This is a genomic window from Saccharopolyspora sp. NPDC049357 (genome assembly GCF_040677225.1).
Lineage (GTDB): Bacteria > Actinomycetota > Actinomycetes > Mycobacteriales > Pseudonocardiaceae > Saccharopolyspora.
Genome location: NZ_JBFAQJ010000015.1, coordinates 13,392 through 35,863, shown reverse-complemented (window position 1 = coordinate 35,863; position 22,472 = coordinate 13,392). Strand labels below are relative to the sequence as shown.

General features: G+C 69.9%; 26 protein-coding genes. 23 read left to right on the top strand and 3 right to left on the bottom strand.

Annotated features, from left to right (window positions below; all coding sequences use genetic code 11):
* Positions 1-10 precede the first annotated feature (10 nt).
* Complete coding sequence (locus AB0J91_RS15160) at positions 11-796, top strand: thioesterase family protein (RefSeq protein WP_363785989.1); 786 nt, start codon at positions 11-13, stop codon at positions 794-796.
* Between the two features lie 56 nt (positions 797-852).
* On the opposite strand, the gene AB0J91_RS15155 is transcribed toward AB0J91_RS15160, so the two are convergent.
* The gene (locus AB0J91_RS15155; protein WP_363868588.1) at positions 853-2,481 is read right to left on the bottom strand and encodes a long-chain fatty acid--CoA ligase; all 1,629 of its coding nucleotides are present in this window, start codon (positions 2,479-2,481) and stop codon (positions 853-855) included.
* Positions 2,482-2,621: 140 nt separating this feature from the next.
* Here AB0J91_RS15155 and proC point away from each other — a divergent pair, with 140 nt between their 5' ends.
* The 6 genes from proC (at position 2,622) to AB0J91_RS15125 (ending at position 6,848) form a co-directional block, all read left to right on the top strand.
* Positions 2,622-3,437 (top strand): pyrroline-5-carboxylate reductase, encoded by an 816-nt coding sequence (proC, locus tag AB0J91_RS15150; RefSeq protein ID WP_363868585.1) that lies wholly within the window; start codon positions 2,622-2,624, stop codon positions 3,435-3,437.
* Between the two features lie 239 nt (positions 3,438-3,676).
* Positions 3,677-3,901: a helix-turn-helix domain-containing protein gene (locus tag AB0J91_RS15145; RefSeq protein WP_132621425.1), complete on the top strand. Its 225-nt coding sequence runs from the start codon at positions 3,677-3,679 to the stop codon at positions 3,899-3,901.
* A 182-nt stretch (positions 3,902-4,083) separates the two neighbouring features.
* Positions 4,084-4,185 carry an AURKAIP1/COX24 domain-containing protein gene (locus AB0J91_RS15140; protein WP_010241351.1) on the top strand — a complete coding sequence of 34 codons (102 nt, stop codon included), beginning with the start codon at positions 4,084-4,086 and terminating at the stop codon, positions 4,183-4,185.
* A gap of 146 nt (positions 4,186-4,331) precedes the next feature.
* Entirely contained in the window at positions 4,332-5,366 is a 1,035-nt protein-coding gene (locus AB0J91_RS15135) for an NAD-dependent epimerase/dehydratase family protein (RefSeq protein ID WP_363868582.1), read from the top strand.
* A 23-nt stretch (positions 5,367-5,389) separates the two neighbouring features.
* On the top strand, positions 5,390-6,298 hold the full coding sequence (locus AB0J91_RS15130) for a lysophospholipid acyltransferase family protein (protein WP_363868579.1): 909 nt from the start codon (positions 5,390-5,392) through the stop codon (positions 6,296-6,298).
* Between the two features lie 142 nt (positions 6,299-6,440).
* Positions 6,441-6,848, top strand: coding sequence for a VOC family protein (locus tag AB0J91_RS15125; protein ID WP_363868576.1), 408 nt, complete (start codon positions 6,441-6,443; stop codon positions 6,846-6,848).
* 199 nt (positions 6,849-7,047) lie between these two features.
* Here the strand turns inward: AB0J91_RS15125 and AB0J91_RS15120 are convergent, their stop codons facing one another.
* A complete protein-coding gene (locus tag AB0J91_RS15120; RefSeq protein WP_363786395.1) occupies positions 7,048-7,935 on the bottom strand; it encodes an HAD-IB family hydrolase in 888 nt (295 codons plus the stop codon).
* Between the two features lie 185 nt (positions 7,936-8,120).
* Complete coding sequence (locus AB0J91_RS15115) at positions 8,121-8,807, bottom strand: sigma-70 family RNA polymerase sigma factor (RefSeq protein WP_363868573.1); 687 nt, start codon at positions 8,805-8,807, stop codon at positions 8,121-8,123.
* A gap of 426 nt (positions 8,808-9,233) precedes the next feature.
* Here AB0J91_RS15115 and AB0J91_RS15110 point away from each other — a divergent pair, with 426 nt between their 5' ends.
* The 16 genes from AB0J91_RS15110 (at position 9,234) to AB0J91_RS15035 (ending at position 22,219) form a co-directional block, all read left to right on the top strand.
* A complete protein-coding gene (locus tag AB0J91_RS15110; RefSeq protein ID WP_363868813.1) occupies positions 9,234-9,452 on the top strand; it encodes a glutaredoxin family protein in 219 nt (72 codons plus the stop codon).
* A gap of 298 nt (positions 9,453-9,750) precedes the next feature.
* Positions 9,751-10,617, top strand: a complete 867-nt coding sequence (locus AB0J91_RS15105) for a redox-sensing transcriptional repressor Rex (protein ID WP_363868571.1) — start codon at positions 9,751-9,753, stop codon at positions 10,615-10,617.
* A complete protein-coding gene (locus AB0J91_RS15100) occupies positions 10,614-11,999 on the top strand; it encodes a glutamyl-tRNA reductase (protein ID WP_363868568.1) in 1,386 nt (461 codons plus the stop codon). The genes AB0J91_RS15105 and AB0J91_RS15100 overlap by 4 nt, the downstream gene beginning before the upstream one ends.
* On the top strand, positions 11,996-12,934 hold the full coding sequence (gene hemC, locus AB0J91_RS15095; RefSeq protein ID WP_363868565.1) for a hydroxymethylbilane synthase: 939 nt from the start codon (positions 11,996-11,998) through the stop codon (positions 12,932-12,934). The genes AB0J91_RS15100 and hemC overlap by 4 nt, the downstream gene beginning before the upstream one ends.
* Before the next feature lie 14 nt (positions 12,935-12,948).
* A complete protein-coding gene (locus AB0J91_RS15090; RefSeq protein WP_363868562.1) occupies positions 12,949-14,481 on the top strand; it encodes a bifunctional uroporphyrinogen-III C-methyltransferase/uroporphyrinogen-III synthase in 1,533 nt (510 codons plus the stop codon).
* A 220-nt stretch (positions 14,482-14,701) separates the two neighbouring features.
* A complete protein-coding gene (gene hemB, locus AB0J91_RS15085; protein WP_363868559.1) occupies positions 14,702-15,685 on the top strand; it encodes a porphobilinogen synthase in 984 nt (327 codons plus the stop codon).
* The gene (locus AB0J91_RS15080) at positions 15,682-16,257 is read left to right on the top strand and encodes a hypothetical protein (RefSeq protein ID WP_363868556.1); all 576 of its coding nucleotides are present in this window, start codon (positions 15,682-15,684) and stop codon (positions 16,255-16,257) included. Before hemB ends, AB0J91_RS15080 begins: the two co-directional genes overlap by 4 nt.
* A 43-nt stretch (positions 16,258-16,300) precedes the next feature.
* Complete coding sequence (locus AB0J91_RS15075) at positions 16,301-16,828, top strand: hypothetical protein (RefSeq protein ID WP_363868553.1); 528 nt, start codon at positions 16,301-16,303, stop codon at positions 16,826-16,828.
* A gap of 111 nt (positions 16,829-16,939) precedes the next feature.
* Entirely contained in the window at positions 16,940-17,596 is a 657-nt protein-coding gene (locus AB0J91_RS15070; RefSeq protein WP_363868550.1) for a hypothetical protein, read from the top strand.
* Positions 17,596-17,955, top strand: coding sequence for a hypothetical protein (locus tag AB0J91_RS15065; protein WP_363868547.1), 360 nt, complete (start codon positions 17,596-17,598; stop codon positions 17,953-17,955). Before AB0J91_RS15070 ends, AB0J91_RS15065 begins: the two co-directional genes overlap by 1 nt.
* The gene (locus tag AB0J91_RS15060; RefSeq protein ID WP_363868544.1) at positions 17,952-18,401 is read left to right on the top strand and encodes a hypothetical protein; all 450 of its coding nucleotides are present in this window, start codon (positions 17,952-17,954) and stop codon (positions 18,399-18,401) included. Before AB0J91_RS15065 ends, AB0J91_RS15060 begins: the two co-directional genes overlap by 4 nt.
* Positions 18,402-18,502: 101 nt before the next feature.
* Complete coding sequence (locus AB0J91_RS15055; protein ID WP_363868541.1) at positions 18,503-19,138, top strand: hypothetical protein; 636 nt, start codon at positions 18,503-18,505, stop codon at positions 19,136-19,138.
* A 13-nt stretch (positions 19,139-19,151) separates the two neighbouring features.
* Complete coding sequence (locus AB0J91_RS15050) at positions 19,152-19,484, top strand: hypothetical protein (protein WP_363786024.1); 333 nt, start codon at positions 19,152-19,154, stop codon at positions 19,482-19,484.
* A gap of 154 nt (positions 19,485-19,638) precedes the next feature.
* The gene (gene hemL / locus AB0J91_RS15045) at positions 19,639-20,988 is read left to right on the top strand and encodes a glutamate-1-semialdehyde 2,1-aminomutase (protein ID WP_363868538.1); all 1,350 of its coding nucleotides are present in this window, start codon (positions 19,639-19,641) and stop codon (positions 20,986-20,988) included.
* A complete protein-coding gene (locus AB0J91_RS15040) occupies positions 20,985-21,629 on the top strand; it encodes a histidine phosphatase family protein (RefSeq protein WP_363786028.1) in 645 nt (214 codons plus the stop codon). The genes hemL and AB0J91_RS15040 overlap by 4 nt, the downstream gene beginning before the upstream one ends.
* Entirely contained in the window at positions 21,626-22,219 is a 594-nt protein-coding gene (locus AB0J91_RS15035) for a TlpA disulfide reductase family protein (protein ID WP_363868535.1), read from the top strand. Before AB0J91_RS15040 ends, AB0J91_RS15035 begins: the two co-directional genes overlap by 4 nt.
* Positions 22,220-22,472 lie beyond the last annotated feature (253 nt).

The window sequence follows — 22,472 nt, the reverse complement described above, 5'->3', positions numbered from 1 at the left end:
TGGATCGCACGTGACCGAGGTCCAGGATCCGTTCTCCGCGGCCACTTCGGTGCGTTCGCTCGGCGACGGCAGTTACGTCGCGAACCTCCACCCGGATTGGGCTGTCGGTGACAACCCGCACGGCGGGTACTTGCTGGCACTGCTCACCAGAGCCGTCAGCGACGGCAGCGGGCTCGAACCGCTGTCGATCAGCGCGCAGTACCTGCGCCCGCCGCGCGTCGGGCCGGTGATGATCCGGTTGCAGCCGCTCAAGACCGGCAAGACCGTCACGGTGGTGCGCGCGGCGCTGGAGCAGCGCGGTCAGGTGTGCGTCGACGCGACGGTCACCGCGGGACGGATGCCCGCGGCCGAGCCGGAGTGGTCGGATCTGCCGTCCATGCCGGTCAACCCGCCGCCGGACGCCATCGACCTCAGCCAGTCCACGAGGTTCTTCCACCTCGCCGAGGTCTGCGACATGCGGCTGGACCCGAACACGGCCGAGTTCCTCAACGGCGGCACCGGCGAGCCCCGCTACCGGATGTGGGTCAGGCCCCGCGAGGGCCAGCCCGACCTGCTGTTCGGCCTGGTCGCGGGGGATCTCACGGTTCCGGTCACGCTGAACATGGGCCGCTTCGGCTGGGCGCCGACGGTGCAGCTGACCGCCTACCTGCGCGCTCACCCCGCCAACGGGTGGCTGCGCATGCTGGTCGACTGCCGGGCCGTGCACGGCCAGTGGTTCGACGAGGACGTCCAGGTCATCGACTCGGTCGGCCGCCTCATCTGCCAGGCCCGCCAGCTCGCCCTGTCCCCCTCCTGACGCGGGAGCGAGTGCGGGGACGCCCGGAAATCCCGTCCCCGCCCTCGCCGCCTCGATCAGGTGAGGTGGATGACGTCGAGATCGCCTTCGGAGTGCTGCTTGCGGAGGCGCTTCTTGTCGAACTTGCCGACGCTGGTCTTCGGCGCCTCGGTGATGAACGTCCAGTACTCGGGCAGCTGCCAGCGCGCGACCGAACCGGACAGGAACTCGCGGAGCTCCGCCGCGTCGGCGGTCTCGCCCTCGCGCAGCACCACCGCCACCAGCGGGCGCTCCGACCACTTCTCGTCCGGGACGCCGATGACCATCGCCTCGGCCACCGCGGGATGCGCCATGACCTGGTTCTCCAGCTCCACCGATGAGATCCACTCGCCGCCGGACTTGATGACGTCCTTGGCCCGGTCGGTCAGGTGCAGGAAGCCCTCGGGCGTCAGGTAGCCGACGTCGCCGGTGCGCAGCCAGCCGTCGTGGAACTTCTCCGGATCGTCGTCGCCGTAGTACGCCTCGGCGACCCACGGGCCGCGAACCTCCAGCTCACCGACGCTCTGCCCGTCCCACTGCAGGAACCGGCCGTCGTCGTCGACGAGCCGCGCCTCCACCGAGGCGGGCAGCCGTCCCTGACTCACGCGGTAGGCCCACTGGTCCTCGCCGGTGACTCCGGCGGGTGGCCGGGCGAGGCTGCCCAGCGGCGAGGTCTCGGTCATGCCCCAGGCGTGCACGACCGTGATGCCGTACTCCTCCTGGAAGGTCCGCATCATCGCAGGCGGGCACGCCGAACCGCCGATCACGACCTCGCGCAGCGAGGAGATGTCGCGGGGCTCCTTCTCCAGCTCGGCGAGCACGCCCTGCCAGATGGTCGGCACCGCCGCGGCCATCGTCGGGCGCTCGGCGGCCATCATCGCCACCAGCGGTTCGGGCTGCAGGAACCGGTCCGGCATGATCATGGAGGCGCCGACCATGAACGCCGCGTAGGGCAGGCCCCACGACATCGCGTGGAACATCGGCACCACCGCGAGACCCCGGTCGCCCTGCTCCAGGGCCATCCCGTCGGTCATGCACACCTGCATCGAGTGCAGGTAGATCGAGCGGTGCGAGTAGACGACGCCCTTGGGGTTGGCGGTGGTCCCGGACGTGTAGCACATCGCGGCGGCGGAGCGCTCGTCCAGCTCGGGCCAGTCGAACTCCTCCGGCTGCCCGGCCAGCAGGTCCGCGTAGCCGTGCACCTCGACGCCCGCTGGTGCGTCCAGGGCGCTCGCATCACCGCCGACCACGACCGCGTGCCGGACGGTCTTCATCTCGGGCAGCAGCTTGGCGAACAGCGGCAGCAGGGTGTGGTCGACCAGCACCACGTGGTCCTCGGCGTGGTTGGCGACGTAGACCAGCTGCTCGGGGAACAGGCGGATGTTGAGGGTGTGCAGCACCGCGCCCATGGACGGCACCGCGAGGTAGGCGGTCAGGTGCTCGGCGTTGTTCCACATGAACGTGCCGACGCGCTGGTCACCGGTGACGCCCAGTCCGCGCAGCGCGTGCGCCAGCCGCGCGGCTTCCCGGCCGATCTCGGCGTACCCGCTGCGCCGGGGCTCGGCGCCGGTCCAGGTCACGACTTCGGCGGTGGCACCGTGCGGGCCGGTTCCCTGCCGCATGATCCGGGCGATCGAGAGGGGGCCGTCGTTCATCGTGCTCAACATGGTCGAAGCTCCTTCGCTGTGGGGGTCGCGTGGCGGCGGCGGGGTGAAAGACCTTCGATGTGTGGTGCGAAACACAGTAGCCGCCGGTGCGGGTCAACGGGAGGGGTCGACACGCAGCGTGGTCTGGCACCCTGAGCCTCATGACGACCATCGCCGTGCTCGGAGCCGGAAAGATCGGAGAAGCCCTGCTCTCGGGCTTGATCAAAGCCGGACGAGCCCCGTCCGATCTGCTGTTCACCGAGCGCTTCCCGACCCGTGCCGAGGAGCTGACCAAGACCTACGGCATCTCGCACGTCGACGTGCCCACGGCGGTGCAGCGCGCGGACGTGATCGTGGTGGCGGTCAAGCCGCAGGACATCGAGCCGTTGCTGGACGAGATGGCGCCGAAGATCCCGGGCGGCAAGCTGGTCGTGTCGCTGTGCGCGGGTCTGCCGACGAAGCTGTTCGAGCGCCGGCTGCCCGAGGGCACGGCGGTCGTCCGCGTCATGCCGAACACCCCGATGCTGGTCGGCGAGGCCATGGCCGCCATCTCCGGTGGTGCGCACGCCGCGGACCGGGACCTGGAGCTCGTCGAGGAGCTGCTGGGCAGCGTCGGCAAGGTCGCGAGGGTTCCGGAGAGCCAGCAGGACGCGGTCACCGCGCTGTCGGGCTCCGGTCCCGCGTACTTCTTCTACCTGGTCGAGGCCATGATCGACGCCGGGATCCTGCTGGGCATCCCGCGCGCCACCGCCGCCGACCTCATCGTCCAGTCCGCGGTCGGCGCGGCGGCCATGCTCCGCGAGGGCGGCGGACACCCGGTCATGCTCCGCGAAGCGGTCACCTCCCCGGCGGGCACCACCATCGCAGGCATCCGGGAGCTGGAGAAGCACGGAGTCCGAGCAGCCCTCATCGACGCCATCGAAGCAGCCCGAGACCGCTCAGTCGAACTCGGCAAAGCCCACGAAGAAGACGACTGAGCCGGGCAACGACCGTCAGGCAACCGGCGAAGCCGGTTCCTCCGTGCCCCACCCGCGCAACCGGCACCGCCGCAGGTTCCGCCACCCGCACCGCTCAACAAGCCGACCGGCAACCTAAGAGGCAAAAGTCAACTCAACAATTGTTGTGTGTCCCGTTAGTCTCGATGGAGCACGTGCGTGAGGTTTCCGGCGGACGGGGAAGCCGCCGGGGGCGACACGTGTGGAGGGCACGGTGAAGCATGTCTGCGAACTCCGAACCCGGGCGCCAGGCACCGCCGAGCATGGGCCAGGTGCGGTTCCTCACCGTCGCCGAGGTGGCCAAGCTGATGCGGGTGTCGAAGATGACGGTCTACCGGCTCGTGCACGCCGGCGAGCTGCCCGCCGCGAGGGTGGGCCGCTCGTTCCGCGTGGCCGAGAAGGACGTCCACGCCTACCTCGAACACGCCTACTACGACGCGGGTTGAGCCGCTCTCGAAGATCACCCCCAGGCCCGCCCCGGGGGTGATCGAAGCGCGCTTGCCGGACCACGGCGGCAGGGCCGAGACCAGGGCAGGTAAAGTTTTGGGTTGGTCGTGCCTGATGCGCTCCTGGCAGCTGCTCCGGCACGGAAGACGTTCGAACCGCCGTCAAGAGTGAAGGAGTCCGCATGGGCTCGGTCATCAAGAAGCGCCGCAAGCGTATGTCCAAGAAGAAGCACCGCAAGCTGCTTCGCAAGACGCGCGTCCAGCGTCGCAAGTTGGGCAAGTGATCTGACCAAATCCGCCGTCGACCCTCGGAGTCGACGGCGGTTTTGCTTTTTCGACCCCGCCCGGTAACGCCGTGCTGGCTGGTGGGAGGCGGGTCCGCCTGTAGCATCGATCTCTGGCGGCACTCCTTCGACTGCGCGGGGTGAACATGGGGCCGAAAGTCGTGCTGGTGACGGGTGTCAGCCGCTTCCTGGGCGGTCACCTGGCGGCGCGGCTGGCGGCCGACCCGGCGATCGACCGGGTGCTGGGCGTGGACACGGTCCAGCCCGGCCGCGACCTGATGCGGCGGATGGGGCGCACCGAGTTCGTGCGCGCCGACATCCGCAACCCGCTGATCAGCAAGGTGATCAACAACGCCGGGGTCGACACCGTGGTGCACGCGGCGATCAACACGCACACGGGTCCCGGTGGCCGGACGACGCTCAAGGACATGAACGTCATCGGCTCCATGCAGCTGCTGGCGGCCTGCCAGCAGTCGCCTCGGGTCCGCAAGGTCGTGGTGCGCTCCACCTGTGCCGTCTACGGGTCCAGCTCCCGCGATCCCGCGGTGTTCACCGAGGACATCGAGCCGAAGGACCTGCCGTCGTCCGGCTACGCCAAGGACGCCGTGGAGATCGAGGGCTACGTGCGCGGCTTCGGCCGCCGCCGGCCCGACGTGGACGTCACGACGCTGCGGTTCTCGAACCTGATCGGTCCGCGCATCGACGCGATGCTGGCCCGCTACTTCATGCTGCCGGTGGTGCCCACCATCCTCGGTTTCGACGCGCGCTTCCAGCTGCTGCACTCCGAGGACGCGCTGGCCGTGCTGGAGCGCGCGACGCTGGGCGACAAGACCGGCGTCTACAACGTGGCCGGTGACGGGGTGCTGATGCTGTCGCAGGCGATCCGCCGCGCGGGCCGGGTGGCGCTGCCGCTGCCGAGCCCGTCGGTGCCCGCCGTGACGCAGCTGTTCCGCAGCGCCCGGCTGGTGGACTTCTCCCCGGAGCAGCTGCGCTTCCTCAACTTCGGCCGGGTGCTGGACACCACGCGGCTTCGTGAGACCTTCGGGTTCACCCCGCGCTGGACCACCCAGCAGGCGTTCGACGACTTCGTGCGCGGACGCGGCCTGCGCCCGGTGGTGGAACCGGAGAACATCATGGCGTTGGAGCGGCGCGCCGGAGAACTGCTTTCGAGACTGCGGTGAGCGGAAGGCGAGACGGAGGCGCGATGGCCGATGCGCAGGTGATCCCGTTGCGACCGGAGAACGGCGATCGGATTCCTCCCACCCCGGACGAGCCGGGCTGGGAGGAAGCCGTCATCGACGTGCTCGCCTTCGCCCGACGTCGGCTGCTCGGCGAGTACCGGGTCGACGAGTTCGGCTTCGACGAGGAGCTCACCGACGAGGTCTTCCTGCGGCTGATCCGCCCGTTCTACGAGAAGTGGTTCCGGGTGGAGACCATCGGCGCGCACAACGTTCCCGATGACGGCGCGCTGCTCGTCGCCAACCACTCGGGCACCTTGCCGTGGGACGCGCTGATGACCACGGTCGCGCTGCACGACCACCACCCCGCCGAGCGGCACCTGCGGATGCTGGGCGCGGACCTGGTGTTCCGCATGCCGATGCTGGGCGCGGTGGCTCGCAAGGCCGGGCACACGCTGGCCTGCAACCCCGACGCCGAGCGGCTGCTGACCGGCGGGGAGATCGTCGGGGTGTGGCCGGAGGGCTTCAAGGGCATCGGCAAACCGTTCAAGGACCGCTACAAGCTGCAGCGCTTCGGCCGCGGCGGTTTCGTCTCGGCCGCGCTGCGCACCGGCGCGCCGATCATCCCTTGCGCGATCGTGGGAGCCGAGGAGATCTACCCGAAGCTGGCGGACCTGAAGCCGATCGCCCGGCTGCTGGGTCTGCCCTACTTCCCGGTGACGCCGCTGTTCCCGCACTTCGGTCCGCTGGGCGCGGTGCCGCTCCCCTCGAAGTGGTACATCGAGTTCGGTGAGCCGATCGAGACCTCCGGGTACCCGGAGGGCGCGGCGGACGATCCGATGCTGGTGTTCAGCCTGTCCGACCAGGTCAGGGAGATCATCCAGCACACGCTCTACCGGCTGTTGTCGCAGCGCACCAACGTCTTCCTCGGTTGATGTCCACCCGGACTGATGATCCGGGGTCTCCGGGCGGGCGTGGGGCACCGCCGCGTGATGAGGATGTAGCGGGCCGGCGCGGCGGGCGGGGATGCCGCCGCGCCGGCTCATCCGCACCCCTAAGTGCAGGAGGCGATTCACCGTGGCGAAGCTCAACCCGTACCTGCAGTTCAACGGCGACGCCAAGCAGGCGTTGGAGTTCTACCGGTCGGTGCTCGGCGGGGAACTGACGCTCAACACCTACGGTCAGTTCGGTCAGGCCGAAGGCCCGTCCGCGGACAAGATCATGCACGGCAACCTGATCACGCAGCTCGGCTTCACGCTGATGGCGGCCGACGCTCCGCCGGACATGCCCACCCAGTCCGGCAGCAACTTCTCGATCAGCATCAGCGGCGAGGCGGCCGACGCCGACGCGCTGCGCGACTACTTCATCAAGCTGGCCGAAGGCGGCCAGGTCCTCGTCCCGCTGGAGAAGCAGATGTGGGGCGATGAGTTCGGGATGTGCACCGACCGGCACGGCGTCAACTGGATGGTCGACATTTCAGGTTGAGAGTCGTCGGCTTGCGTTTGGGTGGGGAAACCCCCGGACGGGGAAGGCGCAGACGTCCTCTGGCTCCGGGATCCGCGACTTGAGCACGTCCAATGCGCGGCGCTGCGGCTGTCCTCGCCAGAGGACGTCTGAGAACCCCGGCGGTGCGAGTTGCTTGCTCGGGGTGCTGAGAATGCACCTTCGGTGCTTGCAGCGCTGGTCAGGAGCGGTCTCGGCGGCGGTAGGCGAGGCCTGCTGCGACCGCGCCCGCTGCCGCGCCCGCGCCGAGCATGGAGTTGAGGCCGATGCGGACGGCCTTGCGGCCGGTGCGGAAGTCGCGGACCTCCCAGTCCCGGGCGCGGGCGATCTCGCGCAGCCGCTGGTCCGGGTTGACCGCGACCGCGGTGCCCACGACCGACAGCATCGGGATGTCGTTGGCCGAGTCCGAGTAGGCGGTGCAGCGGCGCAGGTCCAGGCCTTCGCTGGCGGCGATCGCGCGCACCGCGTGCGCCTTGGCGCGACCGTGCAGCATCTCGCCGACCAGGCGACCGGTGTAGATGCCGTCCTCGCTCTCGGAGACCGTGCCCAGGGCGCCGGTCAGGCCGAGCCGCCGGGCGATGATCGAGGCCAGCTCGACGGGGGTGGCGGTGACCAGCCACACCCGCTGCCCGGCGTCGAGGTGCATCTGCGCGAGCGCGCGGGTGCCCGCCCAGATCCGGTCGGCCATCAGCTCGTCGTAGATCTCCTCGCTGAGGTTGACCAGCTCCTCGACGCTGCGCCCGGCGACGAAGGACAGCGCCTGCTCGCGGCTGGCCTGGATGTCCTGCGGGTTCTCCCGGCCACCGATCCGGAACTTCAGCTGCTGCCAGGCGAACCCGGCCAGGTCACCCGGGTTGAAGAACTTCCGGGCGGCGAGGCCTCGCGCGAAGTGGAACAGCGAGGCGCCCATCATCATCGTGTTGTCGACGTCGAAGAACGCCGCCGCGGTCAGGTCCGGCGGTGTCGTGAGCGTCCCGTCCTGAACCGGGGCGGCCGCAACCGCCGCCTCGGCTGAGGCGCGACCCGCTACTTTCGCGCTGTCGATCTGCTCTGTGCTGGACGTGCGCATGCCGTTGTGGTCCGCGTCATCGGCCGAGCCCTGCCGTGTCGGCACCGCCGCGCCTCCCAGGGTCCTCCGGAGTGGTGGTGTGCGAAGTCCGTGATCTCCAACCGACCCCGGTCCGGGGCGGCTGCCTCATAGCTTAAGACCTCGTCCGCGCCACGATTGCGCACCTCCGCCGGGATCGGCAAGCACTATCGGAGATCGTCGGGCAGGAGTTGCGCCAGTCTGCGGACCGCGCGGTGCTGCAGCGCCTTGACGGCGCCCTCGTTGCGTTGCATGGCGATGGCCGTTTCGGTCACCGACATGTCCTTGAGGAACCGCAGCCGGATGCATTCCCGCTGGTCGGGGTTGAGCTGGCGGATGCACTGCAGCAGCTCGTCGTTGGTGGCGTCGAGCAGCACCTGGTGTTCGGGCCCGACGTGCGAGCCCTTGGCGGGCAGGTGGTCGGTGACCTCGGAGGTCGGGATCTCCAGGCGGTTCCGGCTCGACTTGATGTGGTCGAGTATGAGGTTCTTGGCGATGGTGATGAACCAGGCTGCCACGTCGCGGCCCTGGTAGCTGATCGAGGCGATGCGCCGCAGCGCCCGCAGGAACGTCTCGCTCGTGATGTCCTCGGCCAGGCAGTGGTCGCTGACCCTGAACAGCACGTACCGGTAGACGGTCTGGGAGTACTCGTCGTAGAGCCTGCCGAAGGCGTCGTTGTCGCCTTGCTGCGCCGCGCTGACGTAGGCCCAGGTGTCCGGGGTGAACCTCTCGGTCGGCCAGCTGTCCGGCACGGAGACGTTCGTGCGCGTTGAGCTCACCGGCCGCGGCGAGACGTGTTGAGTGAGGTCTGCGGTGTCGGGGGCGGGGGGTGTGAGCGTCTTGGGGCTGCTCATCTCCGGCGACCTCCTGCCTTCGTTGGCTTCACCGGCTCTGGTGGTTCTGGGACGCATCGGGCCGGCAACCATGTCGTCGTACCCGTGACGGGCACCTGATCCGGGGACCGATCAGCTACGACGGGTCGCGCCGATACCGCTCGATCGGGCCTTCACTCGACTGGCGAACGCCCACCGGGATGGGCGTTGGAGCAGCAGCATACGTGTTGTTACTCGGAAGTAGGTAGATCTCTCCGGTGACGGTCCGGTCGCGCTCCGTGCTCTTCGGGAGGAATGACCATGATCACGCCGGGTGATTTTGCGCACGTGAGCTGCTCGGTCGTGCAGGTGAGCCCGGTCTCCGCGGTGTCGCGGGCTGAGTACGTTGGAAGTGCCGAATTTTTTCGAACGACTCGCCGAGGAGGCGACGTGCACGAGGTGACCGTGATGTCCCGCGAGGCCTGCCACTCCTGCGTCGACGCGATCGCCGACGTGCGTCGGATCTGCGATGAGCTGGGCGTCGCGTGGTCGGTCAGCGATGTCGACGCCGACTCGGAACTGCGCGCCGAGTACGGCGACCGCGTCCCGGTGATCTTGATCGATGGAGTCGAGCACGGTTTCTGGAAGGTCGAGGAAGAACGCTTCCGCCGCGCGCTGCGGAACTGACCGCCCTCGGGGCCCGGCGACGTCGGTCACGTGCCCTGTGCCACCCGTTTTGGCACTTCAGGGGGGTATCCGCAATGATGGCGGGGAAGGTTTGCGCCTCCGGTGCGCTCGCCCCCGCCGACTTTGTGCATGCATTCACAAATGGCTACGGTGTAGGGGTCGTGCCGCCGGAACTCCCCGTCGGATTTTCCGGCGCGGAACAGCGGATCGGGTGGTTCCGTCTCACCGTTTCCCCGGTGTTCGCACCACTTCGGTGCCGCCCGAGGCGCAGACCACCAGCAGGCGAGGGAGATCCAGCGTGACGGCCCAAGGAGCGGACGTGCCAGAAGGAGACGGGCAGACACCTGCCCGGACCGCTGCGTCCCCGGGAGCGTCGAACGGGGCCGACGCCAACGGCACCTCCATCGCCGTCCCGGCCGCCCGCGAGCGCGCCCGCTCCATCCCGGAAGCGGCCGTCGCCCGGCTCGCGGTCTACCTGCGCGCCCTGTCCGCGCTCGCCGAGCAGGACATCACCACGGTCTCCAGCGAGGAGCTCGCCACCGCGGCCGGCGTCAACTCCGCCAAGCTGCGCAAGGACCTCTCCTACATCGGCTCCTACGGCACCCGCGGCGTCGGCTACGAGGTCGAGGTGCTGATCGGTCAGATCGAGCGGACGCTCGGCCTGACCCGCAAGCACAGCGTCGCCGTCGTCGGGATCGGTAACCTCGGGCACGCGCTCGCCAACTACGGCGGGTTCCCGGGCCGCGGATTCCCGGTCTCGGCGCTGTTCGACCTCGACGACGACCTGGTCGGCGTGCCGGTCGGCGGCATCCCGGTCAGCCACATAGACGACATCGTCGAGGTGTGCTCCGAGCGCGAGGTCACCATCGGCGTCATCGCCACCCCCACCCAGGGCGCGCAGGAGGTCTGCGACCGCTTGGTGGCCGGCGGCGTCATGTGCATCCTGAACTTCGCCCCGATCGTGCTGCAGGTCCCCGAGCACGTCGAGGTGCGCAAGGTCGACCTGGCGGTGGAGATGCAGATCCTTTCCTTCCACGTGGCCCGACGGCAGCAGGAAGCCGCGAGCGCGGTCGACGGCGCGGCGTCCGACGGCGGACCGCCGGGCGGCGGCGCGGGGCTTCCGGGTGAGATCGATTCGGCGAACAGGATGGTGGAACGGCTGTGAACCTGCTCACCGTCGGGATTTCCCACCACAGCGCACCGGTCCGGGTCCTGGAGCGGGTCGCCATCAGTGGCGGGGACATCAACAAGATCCTCGACGAGCTCGTGATGCGCGAGCACATCGCCGAGGCGTTCGTGATCTCCACCTGCAACCGGGTCGAGATCTACGCGCTGGCCGAGACCTTCCACGGCGGCCTGGACGACGTGACGGCCGTGCTGTCGCGCCACTCCGGCACCGAGGTCGGTGAACTCGCCGACCACCTCTACGTCTACTACGCCGGCGCCGCCGTCGAGCACCTGTTCTCGGTGTCGTCCGGGCTGGACTCGATGGTCGTCGGCGAGGCCCAGATCCTCGGCCAGCTGCGTCAGGCGTACGGGACCGCCGACGAGCGCGGCACCGTCGGCAAGACGCTGCACGAGCTGGCGCAGCAGGCGCTGCGCGTCGGCAAGCGCGTGCACAGCGAGACCGGCATCGACAACGAGGGCGCTTCGGTGGTCTCGGAGGCCCTGGCCGACGCCGAGGCCGCGCTCGACGGCCTCGAAGGCAAGAGCGCGCTGCTGGTGGGCGCCGGTTCGATGGGCGGCCTGACCGCCGCGCAGCTCAAGCGAGCGGGCATCGGTCGCATCGTCATCGCCAACCGCACCGCCGCCAACGGCGAGCGGCTGGCCGAGTCGCTGCGCGCCGACGGCGTGGATGCCGGCACCGCGGACCTCTCGGGTCTGGCCGACGCGATCGCCGCCGCGGACCTGCTGGTCGCCTGCACCGGTGCGGTCGGTGCCGTGGTGACCGAAGAGGTCGTCTCCGCAGCGCTGGTGGTCCGGGACGACCGGCCGCTGCTGTGCTGCGACCTGGGGCTGCCGCGCGACATCGCCGCCGAGGTCGGCGACCTGCCCGGCGTCACCGTCGTCGACCTGGCCAGCCTGCAGCACCGGCTGTCGGCCAAGCAGGGCGGCAACGAGTCCGAGCGGGCCGCCGAGATCGTCGCCGAGGAGGTGCGCGGCTACCTGGCCGCGCAGCGCTCGGCCGAGGTGACGCCCACGGTCACCGCGCTGCGCAAGCGCGCCGCCGAGGTCGTCGACAGCGAACTGCTGCGACTGGACTCGCGGCTTCCCGACATCGACGCGCCGACGCGCGAGGAGCTCAGCCGCACGGTGCGCCGCGTGGTGGACAAGCTCCTGCACGCGCCGACCGTCCGCGTCAAGCAACTCGCGTCGCAGCCGGGTGGTTCCGACTACGCCGACGCACTTCGTGAGCTCTTCGAGCTCGACCCGCAGACCGCTGCGGTGATCGGCACCCCGCAGGCCGAGGAGAACCTCCCAGGCGGGGTCACGGTCGCCCAGGCGCTGCTGCGCGGCCGGGCGGAACAGGACGGTGAGGACCGTTGAACAAGACCCTCCGGATCGGCACCCGCGGAAGCGCGCTCGCGATGGCGCAGAGCACGTGGGTCGCCGAGCAGTTGGAGGCGGCGGGTTACCCGACCCAGCTGGTGTCGGTCACGACCCCCGGTGACCAGTCGATGGCCCCGATCGCCGAGATCGGCGTCGGCGTGTTCACCTCGGCGGTGCGCGAAGCCCTCGTGAACGACGAGGTGGACGTCGCCATCCACTCCTGCAAAGACCTGCCGACCGAACCGGACCCCCGGTTGTCGCTGGCCGCTGTCCCGGTCCGGGAGGACCCGAGGGACGCGCTGGTGGCACGGGACGGTCTGACGCTCGGCGAACTGCCCCCGGGGTCCGTTGTGGGCACCGGTTCGCCGCGCCGCGCCAGTCAGCTCCGGGCCGCCGGCCTGGGGCTGGAGGTGCGCGGCATCCGCGGCAATGTGGAGACCCGAATGCGCAAGGTGACAGACGGCGAGCTGGACGCCGTCGTCCTCGCCCGCGCCGGGCTGGCCCGGGTGGGCCGGCTTTCGGTGATCACGGAAACGCTCGATCCACTGCAGATGCTGCCCGCGCCCGCCCAGGGCGCGCTCGCAGTGGAATGCCGCGTCGACGACGTGGACACAGAGCACTTGCTGCAGTCCGTTTTGGACGATCAGGCCAGCCGCGCCGCGGTTGCCGCCGAACGCGCTGTGCTGGCCCGGCTTGAAGCCGGCTGCCACGCGCCGGTCGGCGCGCTGGCCGAAGTGGTGGAGGACCTCGACGATGACGGGCGCGTGGCGCTGCGCCTGTCCCTTCGTGGAGTGGTAGCGACCGACGACGATGTTCTGGTTCGCGCTTCCGCCACTGGTGAGACGACCGCCGCAGAGCAGCTGGGCCTGGAACTGGCCGATGAGCTGCTCGAAGCCAGGGCCGCTTTGCTCAGCGGTCCCGGCAGTAGTTGATGGGGAGTGCCCTGATGACCCGAGCACGTAAGACCCCCGGACGGATTGCTTTCGTGGGTTCCGGTCCCGGTGACGCGGGACTTCTCACCGTTCGGGGCCGGGATGTGATCGCCCGCGCTTCGCTGCTGGTGACCGACCCGGACGTACCCGCCGACATCGTCGCGATGGCCGCCGAGGGGGCGGAAGTCCGCCCCGCCGTCGGCGACCCCGCCGACGTGGCCAAGGACCTGGTGAACGAGGCCGACACGGGCCGCAACGTGGTGCGCCTGGTCGCCGGTGACCCGCTCACCGCCGACGCGGTGGTCCGCGAGACGCAGGAGGTTTCCAAGACCGAGGCTCCGTTCGACGTCATCCCCGGTGTTTCCGGCGGCAGCGCGGTTCCGGCCTACGCCGGCATCGCGCTGGGCGCGGTGCACACCGAGGTCGACGTCCGCGGTGACGCGGACTGGCCGGCGCTGGCGGGTGTGCCCGGCGCGCTGGTGCTGCACACCACCGGCAGCCACCTCGCCGAGGCCGCTTCGCGGCTGGTCGAGCACGGCCGTCCGGCGACCACACCGGTCGCGGTGACCGCGTCCGGAACCACGGTGCAGCAGCGCACCATCGACACCACGCTGGCTTCGCTGGCCGCCGACGCCGGCGAGCTGCAGGGCCACCTGGTGGTGACGATCGGCGACATCGTCTCCGAGCGCAGCAAGCTGTCCTGGTGGGAGTCCCGAGCCCTGTACGGCTGGAAGATCCTGGTGCCGCGCACCAAGGAGCAGGCCGGCGTGATGAGCGAGCGGTTGTGGTCGCACGGTGCGGTGTCGCACGAGGTGCCGACCATCTCCGTGGAGCCGCCGCGCAGCCCCGCTCAGATGGAGCGCGCGGTCAAGGGCCTGGTCGACGGCCGCTACCAGTGGGTCGTGTTCACCTCGGCGAACGCGGTCCGCGCGGTGTGGGAGAAGTTCGCGGAGTTCGGCCTGGACGCCCGCGCGTTCTCCGGTGTGAAGATCGCCTGCGTCGGCGAGGCCACCGCGGAGAAGGTGCGCGCCTTCGGCATCATCCCGGAGCTGCTGCCCTCGGGTGACCAGTCGAGCGAGGGCTTGCTGCAGGAGTTCCCGCCGCACGACGACATACTGGACCCGGTTGACCGGGTGCTGCTGCCGCGCGCCGACATCGCCACCGAGACGCTGTCGGCCGGGCTGCAGGAGCGCGGCTGGGAGGTCGACGACGTGACGGCCTACCGCACCGTCCGCGCGGCTCCGCCGCCCGCGGAGACCCGCGAGATGATCAAGACCGGTGGTTTCGACGCCGTCTGCTTCACCTCGTCCTCCACGGTCCGCAACCTCGTCGGCATCGCGGGCAAGCCGCACGCCCGCACGCTCGTCGCCTGCATCGGCCCGAACACGGCCGAGACGGCGAAGGAGTTCGGTCTGCGGGTCGACGTCCAGCCCGAGACCCCCCGGGTCGAGGAACTGGTCGACGCCCTCGCGGCCCACGCTGCCCGCCTCCGCGCGGAAGGCGCGCTGCCGCCCCCGCGCAAGGCCAAGCGAGCCCGCCGGAGCTGATCCGGCGACGAACGCCGATCGAGACCCCGAAGGGCGCCCAGGACACCACGTCCGGGCGCCCTTCGGCGTCTCACCGGGACGAACACCGCTGTTGGAGTCCCTCGAGACCGTCTCGGGTTGAGGGGACGATCACTGTCGGTTGAGGTCTCCGGAGTCCGAATTTCCGGAGTGGTTACGCTCGGGGTGTCACCCCGCCTAGTCAGCTTGGGGAGCCGCTGTTATGTATCCGACGAGCCGTCCCCGTCGACTCCGCCGCAACCCGGCGGTGCGTCGGTTGGTTTCCGAGACCTCCGTGGAGCCGCGGCACCTGGTGCTGCCGATGTTCGTCCGCGAAGGCGCCTCGGAGCCGGTGCCGATCACGTCGATGCCCGGGGTCGTGCAGCACACCCGCGACTCGCTGAAGAAGGCCGCCGTCGAGGCGGTCAGCGCGGGCGTCGGTGGGCTGATGCTCTTCGGCGTGCCGGAGAAGCACGACGCGGACGGTTCCGGCGCGGTCGACCCCGACGGGATCCTCAACGTCGCGCTGCGCGACCTGCGCGCCGAGGTCGGCGACAGCACGGTGCTGATGGCCGACCTGTGCCTGGACGAGTTCACCGATCACGGCCACTGCGGCGTGCTGGACGAGGACGGCAACGTCGACAACGACCGCACGCTGCAGATCTACGGCGAGATGGCCGTGGTGCAGGCGCAGTCCGGTGCCCACGTGGTCGGGCCGAGCGGCATGATGGACGGTCAGGTCGGCGTGATCCGGGATTCGCTGGACGCCACCGGCTTCGACGACGTGTCGATCATGGCCTACTCCGCGAAGTACGCCTCGGCGTTCTTCGGCCCGTTCCGCGAGGCCGTCGACTCCCAGCTCAAGGGCGACCGCAAGACCTACCAGCAGGACCCGGCCAACGGCCGCGAAGCCCTCCGCGAAGCGGACCTCGACCTGGCCGAGGGCGCCGACATGGTGATGGTCAAGCCGGCCATGTCCTACCTGGACGTGCTGCGCGACATCGCCGGTGTGGCCGACGTCCCGGTCGCCGCCTACCAGGTGTCCGGCGAGTACGCGATGATCGAGGCGGCGGTGGCCAACGGCTGGCTCGAACGTCAGCGCACCGTGCTGGAGGCGCTGACCTCGATCCGCCGCGCGGGAGCGGACGTCGTGCTCACCTACTGGGCCACCGAAGCCGCGCAGTGGTTGCAGGACGCGCGCGCATGACCGACTTGGAGCAGCGGGTGGACGCCTTCGGCCGACCGGTCCCGCCGCCGGAACCCCCGCAGCCGCCGAAGGCGCTGCAGACCGCGCGGTGGCTGTGGATCGGCGCCGTGCTGGTCGGCGTGGTGCAGGCGTTCGTCGAACTCCTCGATCGGCAGCGGCTGATCGGCGAGCTGCGCCAGCTGCAACCCGAGATGACCCAGACCGACCTGGACGCCGCCGCCAACAGCGGCATCATGTTCACCTTCATGTTCAAGGCGTTGACGCTGATGGTGTACGTGCTGCTGTGCAGGCGGATGCTGGAGGGCCGCAACTGGGGCCGGATCACGCTCACCGTGTTCGCCGGTTTCGGCGTGTTCAACGCCGTGATCACCGTGCTGACGGTGTCGCTGGTCGGCCCGGCGCTGATCAAGCAGCTGACCGGGATGACCGTGAGCGGCGTCGACGTGGTGTTCGCGGTGCTCGTGGCCGCCGTCGAGGTCGCGGCGATCGTGTTCATGTACCGGCCCGAGGCGAACCGGTTCTTCCGCGAGTCCCGCGGTTTCCGTCCGCAACCACCTCGTAACGTGTGGTGACCGTTCGATGGACACGGCCTCGGCCCGTTCCTAGGCTGGCCTGGTGACGCCGCCAGACGCAGTCAACCCGTACGGCGCTGCCCCGCCGCCACCGCCGGAGCGGTCGCCGGGGTCGCAGCGCCCGCGCACGATCGACAACTCGTTCTGGGCGGGGATCGCCAGCCCGGTCGTCGGGTTCGTGATGTTCGCGCTGGCGTTCGCGACGATCAGCGACGCCGAGCTGCAGACGGTGCTGGGACAGGCGGGAGCGACCGGTCAGCCGGCGCTCAGCCTCGATCAAGCCCGCGCGCTGTTCCAGGTCACGATCGCGATCGCGGCTGTGTTCTGCCTGGTCCTGGCGGGACTGTGGATCATGTTCCTGATCTTCATGCGCAACGGCCGCAACTGGGCGCGCATCGTGATCACGGTGGTCGGCGCACTGTGGTTCCTGCTGACGATCCCCACGGTCATCGGAGGCGCGGCCGGCGGGATCATCACGGCCCTCGTCGCCGTCCTCCAGCTCGCGACGATCGCCGCCACCATCGTCTACGCGTACCTGGCGCCGTCGAACCAGTACCTCCAGCCCCGCTGAACCACCCGGTTGCTCCGCTCGCCGGAGTCGGGTGGTGATGTGAACGTCCTCTTCGCGGTACTTGACCTGAACCGGTGGACAGGGGTATCGGCTGGTTTCTAGGGTTCGGACGTGAACTTCCCGCAGAATCCTTGGCAGCAGGGTGGTTACCCGCAGTCGGGGACTCCTTCCGGCGGTTTTCCGCAGCAGCAGCCCGGCGGATACCAGCCCTACTCGCAGAACCCGTTCAGCGCGCCGCCGGTGCCCGTCCACGAGATGGCCGTGCCGCAGCGGCCCGCGACGGTCGAGACCGCGTTCTGGATCGCCGTCGTGCTCCCGCTGCTGGTGACCGTGCTCAACGTGGTCAGCTACCTGGTGCTGCAGGGCTGGGTGCAGGACTCGATCGGCGGGGGTTCGGAGGACGTCGCCGCGGACGTGACCTCCGCGGTCAACGGCGTGATGATGGTCTTCTTCGTCATCCTGACGATCTTCTACCTGATCCTGACCGGGCTGTGGATCACCTTCGGATTCAAGCTGCGGGCCGGCCGCAACTGGGCGCGGGTCACCCTGACGATCTTCGCCGCGTTCTGGGCGATGTCGAGCATCGGCACCCTCGCCTCCGGCGGCATGGCGACCGGTCTGAGCGAGACCGAGGCGCTGCCCGGCGGCTACTACGCGCTGAGCTACGTGCAGGGAGGGCTGGGCGTGGTCGGCACGGTCGCCTTCGTGGCGCTGGTCTTCACGGCGAAGTCCAACGCCTACTTCGACGCGTCGAACCGCCGGTACTGATGGCACCGCCGAAACCGCTGCGCATCGCGGTCGTGCTGTGGTGGGTCGTGGCCCTGCTGCTCCTGCTGGAGACCGGGCTGGCCTGGTTCGATCCCGCCGTCCAAGGCCGGTTGCTGCTGATCAACACCGTCGTCGGGGTCGTCATGGCGGTGATCTACCTGGCGCTGGGGGCGCTGGTGTTCCGCCGCCAGGCGTGGGCGCGGTTCGCGCTCACCGCGTTCGCCGCGGTGCACGCCGTGCTGATGGTCGTTTCGGGTGCAGGTTTCGGAATCCCCGTCCTGCTCCTTGTGCTGGGCGTCGCCGGAACCGTATTGATGTGGGCGCAGCAGAGCTCCGACTTCCTGACGGGTGAGCGATGAGCGATCCGGTGTTGTACTCCGAACGCGGCAGCAGCTGGTGGCCGGTGCTGTGGGGCCCGGCCTTCGCGCTGCTGGGACTCCTCGCCGAGCAGCTGACGCTCGGCCCGCAGCACCTCGCCGGGTGGATCCTGGTCGGCCTCGCGCTCGCCGTCGGCGCGGCCATCTGGGTCTACGGCAGGCGGCGGCTGCTCGCGGTGAGCCTGACGACGTCCGAACTGGTGCTCGGCAGGGAGGCGCTCGCCGTCGAGAAGATCGCCCAGGTCAGCGACGTGGGTGCGCCCGTGGGGGCGCGCGTGCTGGGCGGCAGCTGGACGGTCCCGAAGGGCACCGGCGAGATCCCGCTGCGGCTGACCGACGACACGGTCGTGCTGGCCTGGGCCAAGGACCACGAGAAGCTGTCGGCCGAACTCGCGAACCTCGTCGAGAAGCGCTCGTCGGAGCTCTAGGCAGCAAAGTGCCCCGGGCGGCATGCGCGAAGCAGAGGCGGACCCGGGGCCTACGCCGTCCAATCTAGCACGAGATCCACAGCGGTCGAAAGGAAAGCCCCATGACCAGGGACGACGTCGAGCTCCCCGGTTGGGTGCGGGAGCTGCTGTCGGAATCGCGCTTCGACCGCTACCTCAAGAAGGCCGGTGGCGACGTCGACGTCGCGGTCCGGCTCTACGACTGGAACGTGCAGGTCTCGGCGGCCTTCTACGGCCCGCTGCACTGGCTGGAGGTGTCTCTGCGCAACGCCCTGCACCACCGCCTCCGGGAGCGCTTCGGCCGGGACGACTGGTGGAAGGTCGCGCAGCTGGCCGACAACGCCAAGTTCAAGATCGGCCGCGCGCGCCGCAAGATCGAACGCCGGGCGGACTTCACACCTGATGACGTGGTGGCCGAGCTGACCTTCGGGTTCTGGGTCTCGCTGCTCAGCCGCACCCACGACCGGCAGATCTGGGTCCCCGCGGCGCACCGCGCGTTCCCCCACTACACGGGCCCGCGCAACGCGCTGCACGACGACTTCATGGGCATGCTCGACTTCCGCAACCGGGTCATGCACCACGAACCGATCTTCTACCTCGACCTTCCCGAGTACCACGAGCGGATCTACCGGCTGCTCGGTCACCTCTCGCACGACGCGGCCCGGCACGCCGAGCGCACCGACCGGATCAGCGCGGTCCTCGACGCCCGCGACGTGTGAGACGCTTTCCGCCGTGACGACTGCCGAACCGTGGCCCGCGAGCGGGCCGAAGCTCGACGGCGACGCCGAACCGGTGCGCTCGGGTGGCCGGCTGAACCAGCCGTGGCGCGCGGCCGTGGCCGGGATCGAACTGGTCGCCGCGGTAGCGCTGGTGCTGCTCGCGTGGTGGGCGTGGCACCGCGGCGTGGTGACCATCTACCTGCCCGGACCGCGAGGCGCCGTGGACGTGGTGACCCGCTCCATCGGCAGCTGGCTGTCCGGTGCCGTCATCGCCGCCACCTTCGCCGGACTGCTGCTCATCGACGCCCTGCGCCAGATCGGCCTCGCCATCCGAGCGGGGAGCTAGAGGTCGGTCGCGGCGGAGCCGCTGCTTCAGGTGGGGGACTCGGCCCGCACCGCCGTGGGTTCCACCACCCGCACCGACACGCACGGTGACCGTTGACCAGTCCTTGAAATGGTGTGCGCTCGGCCACAGCGCGGGGGGTGTCAAACTGGGGGGCGTGACAGCTTCTGCGAACTCCGCTTCGACCCGGCACGACGATCCGGCTCCGCAGTCGCGGCAGCTGTTCGAGCGTGCGCAGGCGGTGACGCCCGGCGGCGTCAACTCCCCGGTCCGCGCCTTCCAATCCGTCGGCGGCACGCCGCGGTTCATGGTGCGCGGCGAGGGCGCCTACCTCTGGGACGCCGACGACAACCGCTACGTCGACCTGGTGTCGTCCTGGGGCCCGATGATCAACGGGCACGCCCACCCCGACGTCGTCGCCGCGGTGCGGGACACGGCGGTGCACGGCACGTCCTTCGGCACGCCCGGCACCGGTGAGATCGACCTGGCGCAGGAGATCATCGACCGCGTCGAGCCGGTCGAGCAGGTCCGCCTGGTCAACTCCGGGACCGAGGCGACGATGAGCGCCGTGCGGCTCGCCCGCGCCTTCACCGGCAAGCAGAAGATCGTCAAGTTCGCCGGCTGCTACCACGGTCACGTGGACGCGCTGCTGGCCAGCGCCGGTTCGGGCGTCGCGACGCTCGGCCTGCCGACCTCGCCGGGCGTCACCGGCGCGCAGGCCGCCGACACCCTCGTGCTGCCCTACAACGACCTCGAAGCCGTGCGGCAGGTCTTCGCCGAGCAGGGCGACGAGATCGCCTGCGTGATCACCGAGGCCGCCGCGGGCAACATGGGCACGGTCGCGCCGGTGCCCGGCTTCAACACCGGACTCAAGGAGCTGACCAGCGCCAACGGCGCGCTGCTGATCATGGACGAGGTGATGACCGGCTTCCGCGTCTCCGCAGCCGGCTGGTTCGGCATCGACGGCGTCGCCGGTGACCTCTACACCTTCGGCAAGGTCATGTCCGGTGGTCTTCCCGCCGCAGCCTTCGGCGGTCGCGCCGACGTGATGTCGCGCCTCGCACCGACCGGCCCCGTCTACCAGGCGGGCACGCTCGCCGGGAACCCGATCGCCGTCGCCTCCGGCCTGGCCAACCTCCGCGCCGCCGACGCCTCGGTCTACGCGGCGCTGGACCGCAACGCCGACCGGCTCCGCGAGCTCATCGGGTCCGCGCTCAGCGCCGAAGGCGTGGTCCACCAGATCGCCTCGGCGGGCAACATGCTCAGCATCTTCTTCAGCGAGACGCCGGTGCACGACTACGAGCAGGCCCAGGCCCAGCAGACCTGGCGCTTCCCGGCGTTCTTCCACGAGCTGCTCGCGCGCGGCATCTACCCGCCGCCGAGCGCCTTCGAGACCTGGTTCGTCAACGCCGCCATGGACGACGCCGCCTTCGAGCAGATCGCCGACGCCCTGCCGCACGCCGCGCGGGCAGCCGCCGCGGCGACCGCCCCGGAGGCGTCGAAATGACCGAACCCCAGGCTGAGAAGACCCTCGTGCACTTCCTCCGCCACGGCGAGGTGCACAACCCGGAGGGCATCCTCTACGGCCGACTTCCCGGCTACCGGCTGTCCGACAAGGGCGAACAGCAGGCCAAGCTCGTCGCGGAGTTCCTCTCCGGGCACGACATCGCCCGCGTGATCTCCTCGCCGCTGCAGCGCGCGCAGGAGACCGCCCGCCCGCTGGGCGCGATGTTCCAGGTCGACGTGGCCACCGACGCCCGGCTCATCGAGGCGGACAACCGCTTCGAGGGCCTGAAGGTCTCCGTCGGCGACGGTGCCCTGCGGTCTCCCCGGCACTGGCCGAAGCTGTGGAACCCGTTCGCGCCCTCCTGGGGAGAGCCCTACCTGGAAATCGCGCACCGGATGCTCGGCGCCGCGCACCGCGCGCGTGCCGCGGCGGCCGGGCGGGAAGCGGTGTGCGTCTCGCACCAGTTGCCGATCTGGACGCTGCGCCGCTACGTCGAGGGCAAGCCGATGTGGCACGACCCCCGCCGCAGGCAGTGCTCGCTGGCGTCGGTGACGACGCTGGTGTTCCGCGGCGAAGAGCTGGTGCGGGTGGCCTACGTCGAGCCCGCAGGTGGCACCGATCCGAGAGTGACGGGCGCATGAGGAAGCTTCTTCTGCGGCTCGGCCTGATGACGGCCGTGCTGGCGATGGTCGGTGGCTGCGCCACCGAGGGCGACGACTCGAACAAGGCGGGTGGCGAGTTCACCTTCGTCTCGCCCGGCGGGCAGACGCGCATCTTCTACCCGGCTGGTGAGCGGGGACGGATCAGCCACCTCTCCGGCGACGACCTGCTCAACCCCGGGAAGCAGCTGGGAATCCAGGACTTCCAGGGCCAGGTCGTGGTGCTCAACATCTGGGGTTCCTGGTGCGGACCGTGCCGCTCGGAAGCCGACGACCTGCAGGCCGTGCAGGACAAGCTCGGTCCGCAGGGCGTGAAGGTGCTGGGCATCGACGTGCGGGACGACCAGAGCGCGGCGGCGGACTTCCACCGCGACCGCGGCCTGAGCTACCCGTCGATCTTCGACCCGGCAGGCCGCACGCTGCTCTCGCTGCGCCAGTTCCCGCGCAGCACCGTGCCGGCCACGATCGTCCTCGACCGGCAGCACCGGGTCGCGGCGATCTTCCTGACGGAGATGCTGGAGAGTGAGTTGCTTCCCGAGGTGCAGAAGATCGCGTCCGAGCCTGCTGCGTAGGGATCGAATTTCACTCCAACTGCTCTGTGGTCCTTTTGCTCAGCGGTGCGGGTAGCGGAACCTGACACGCCTTCTGGCTCCGGGATCCGAGACTGATGTATGCCAATACACGGCGCTACGGCTGTCCTCCCCAGAAGACGTGTCAGAACCCGCGGCGGTGCCGGTCGCGTGCGTGGGGCAAGGAGAAAGCACCTTCGGTGCTTGCCTGACGGTGATTGGTTGTGACTTGTGCCTCTCGGGGGTGGTCGTTGGT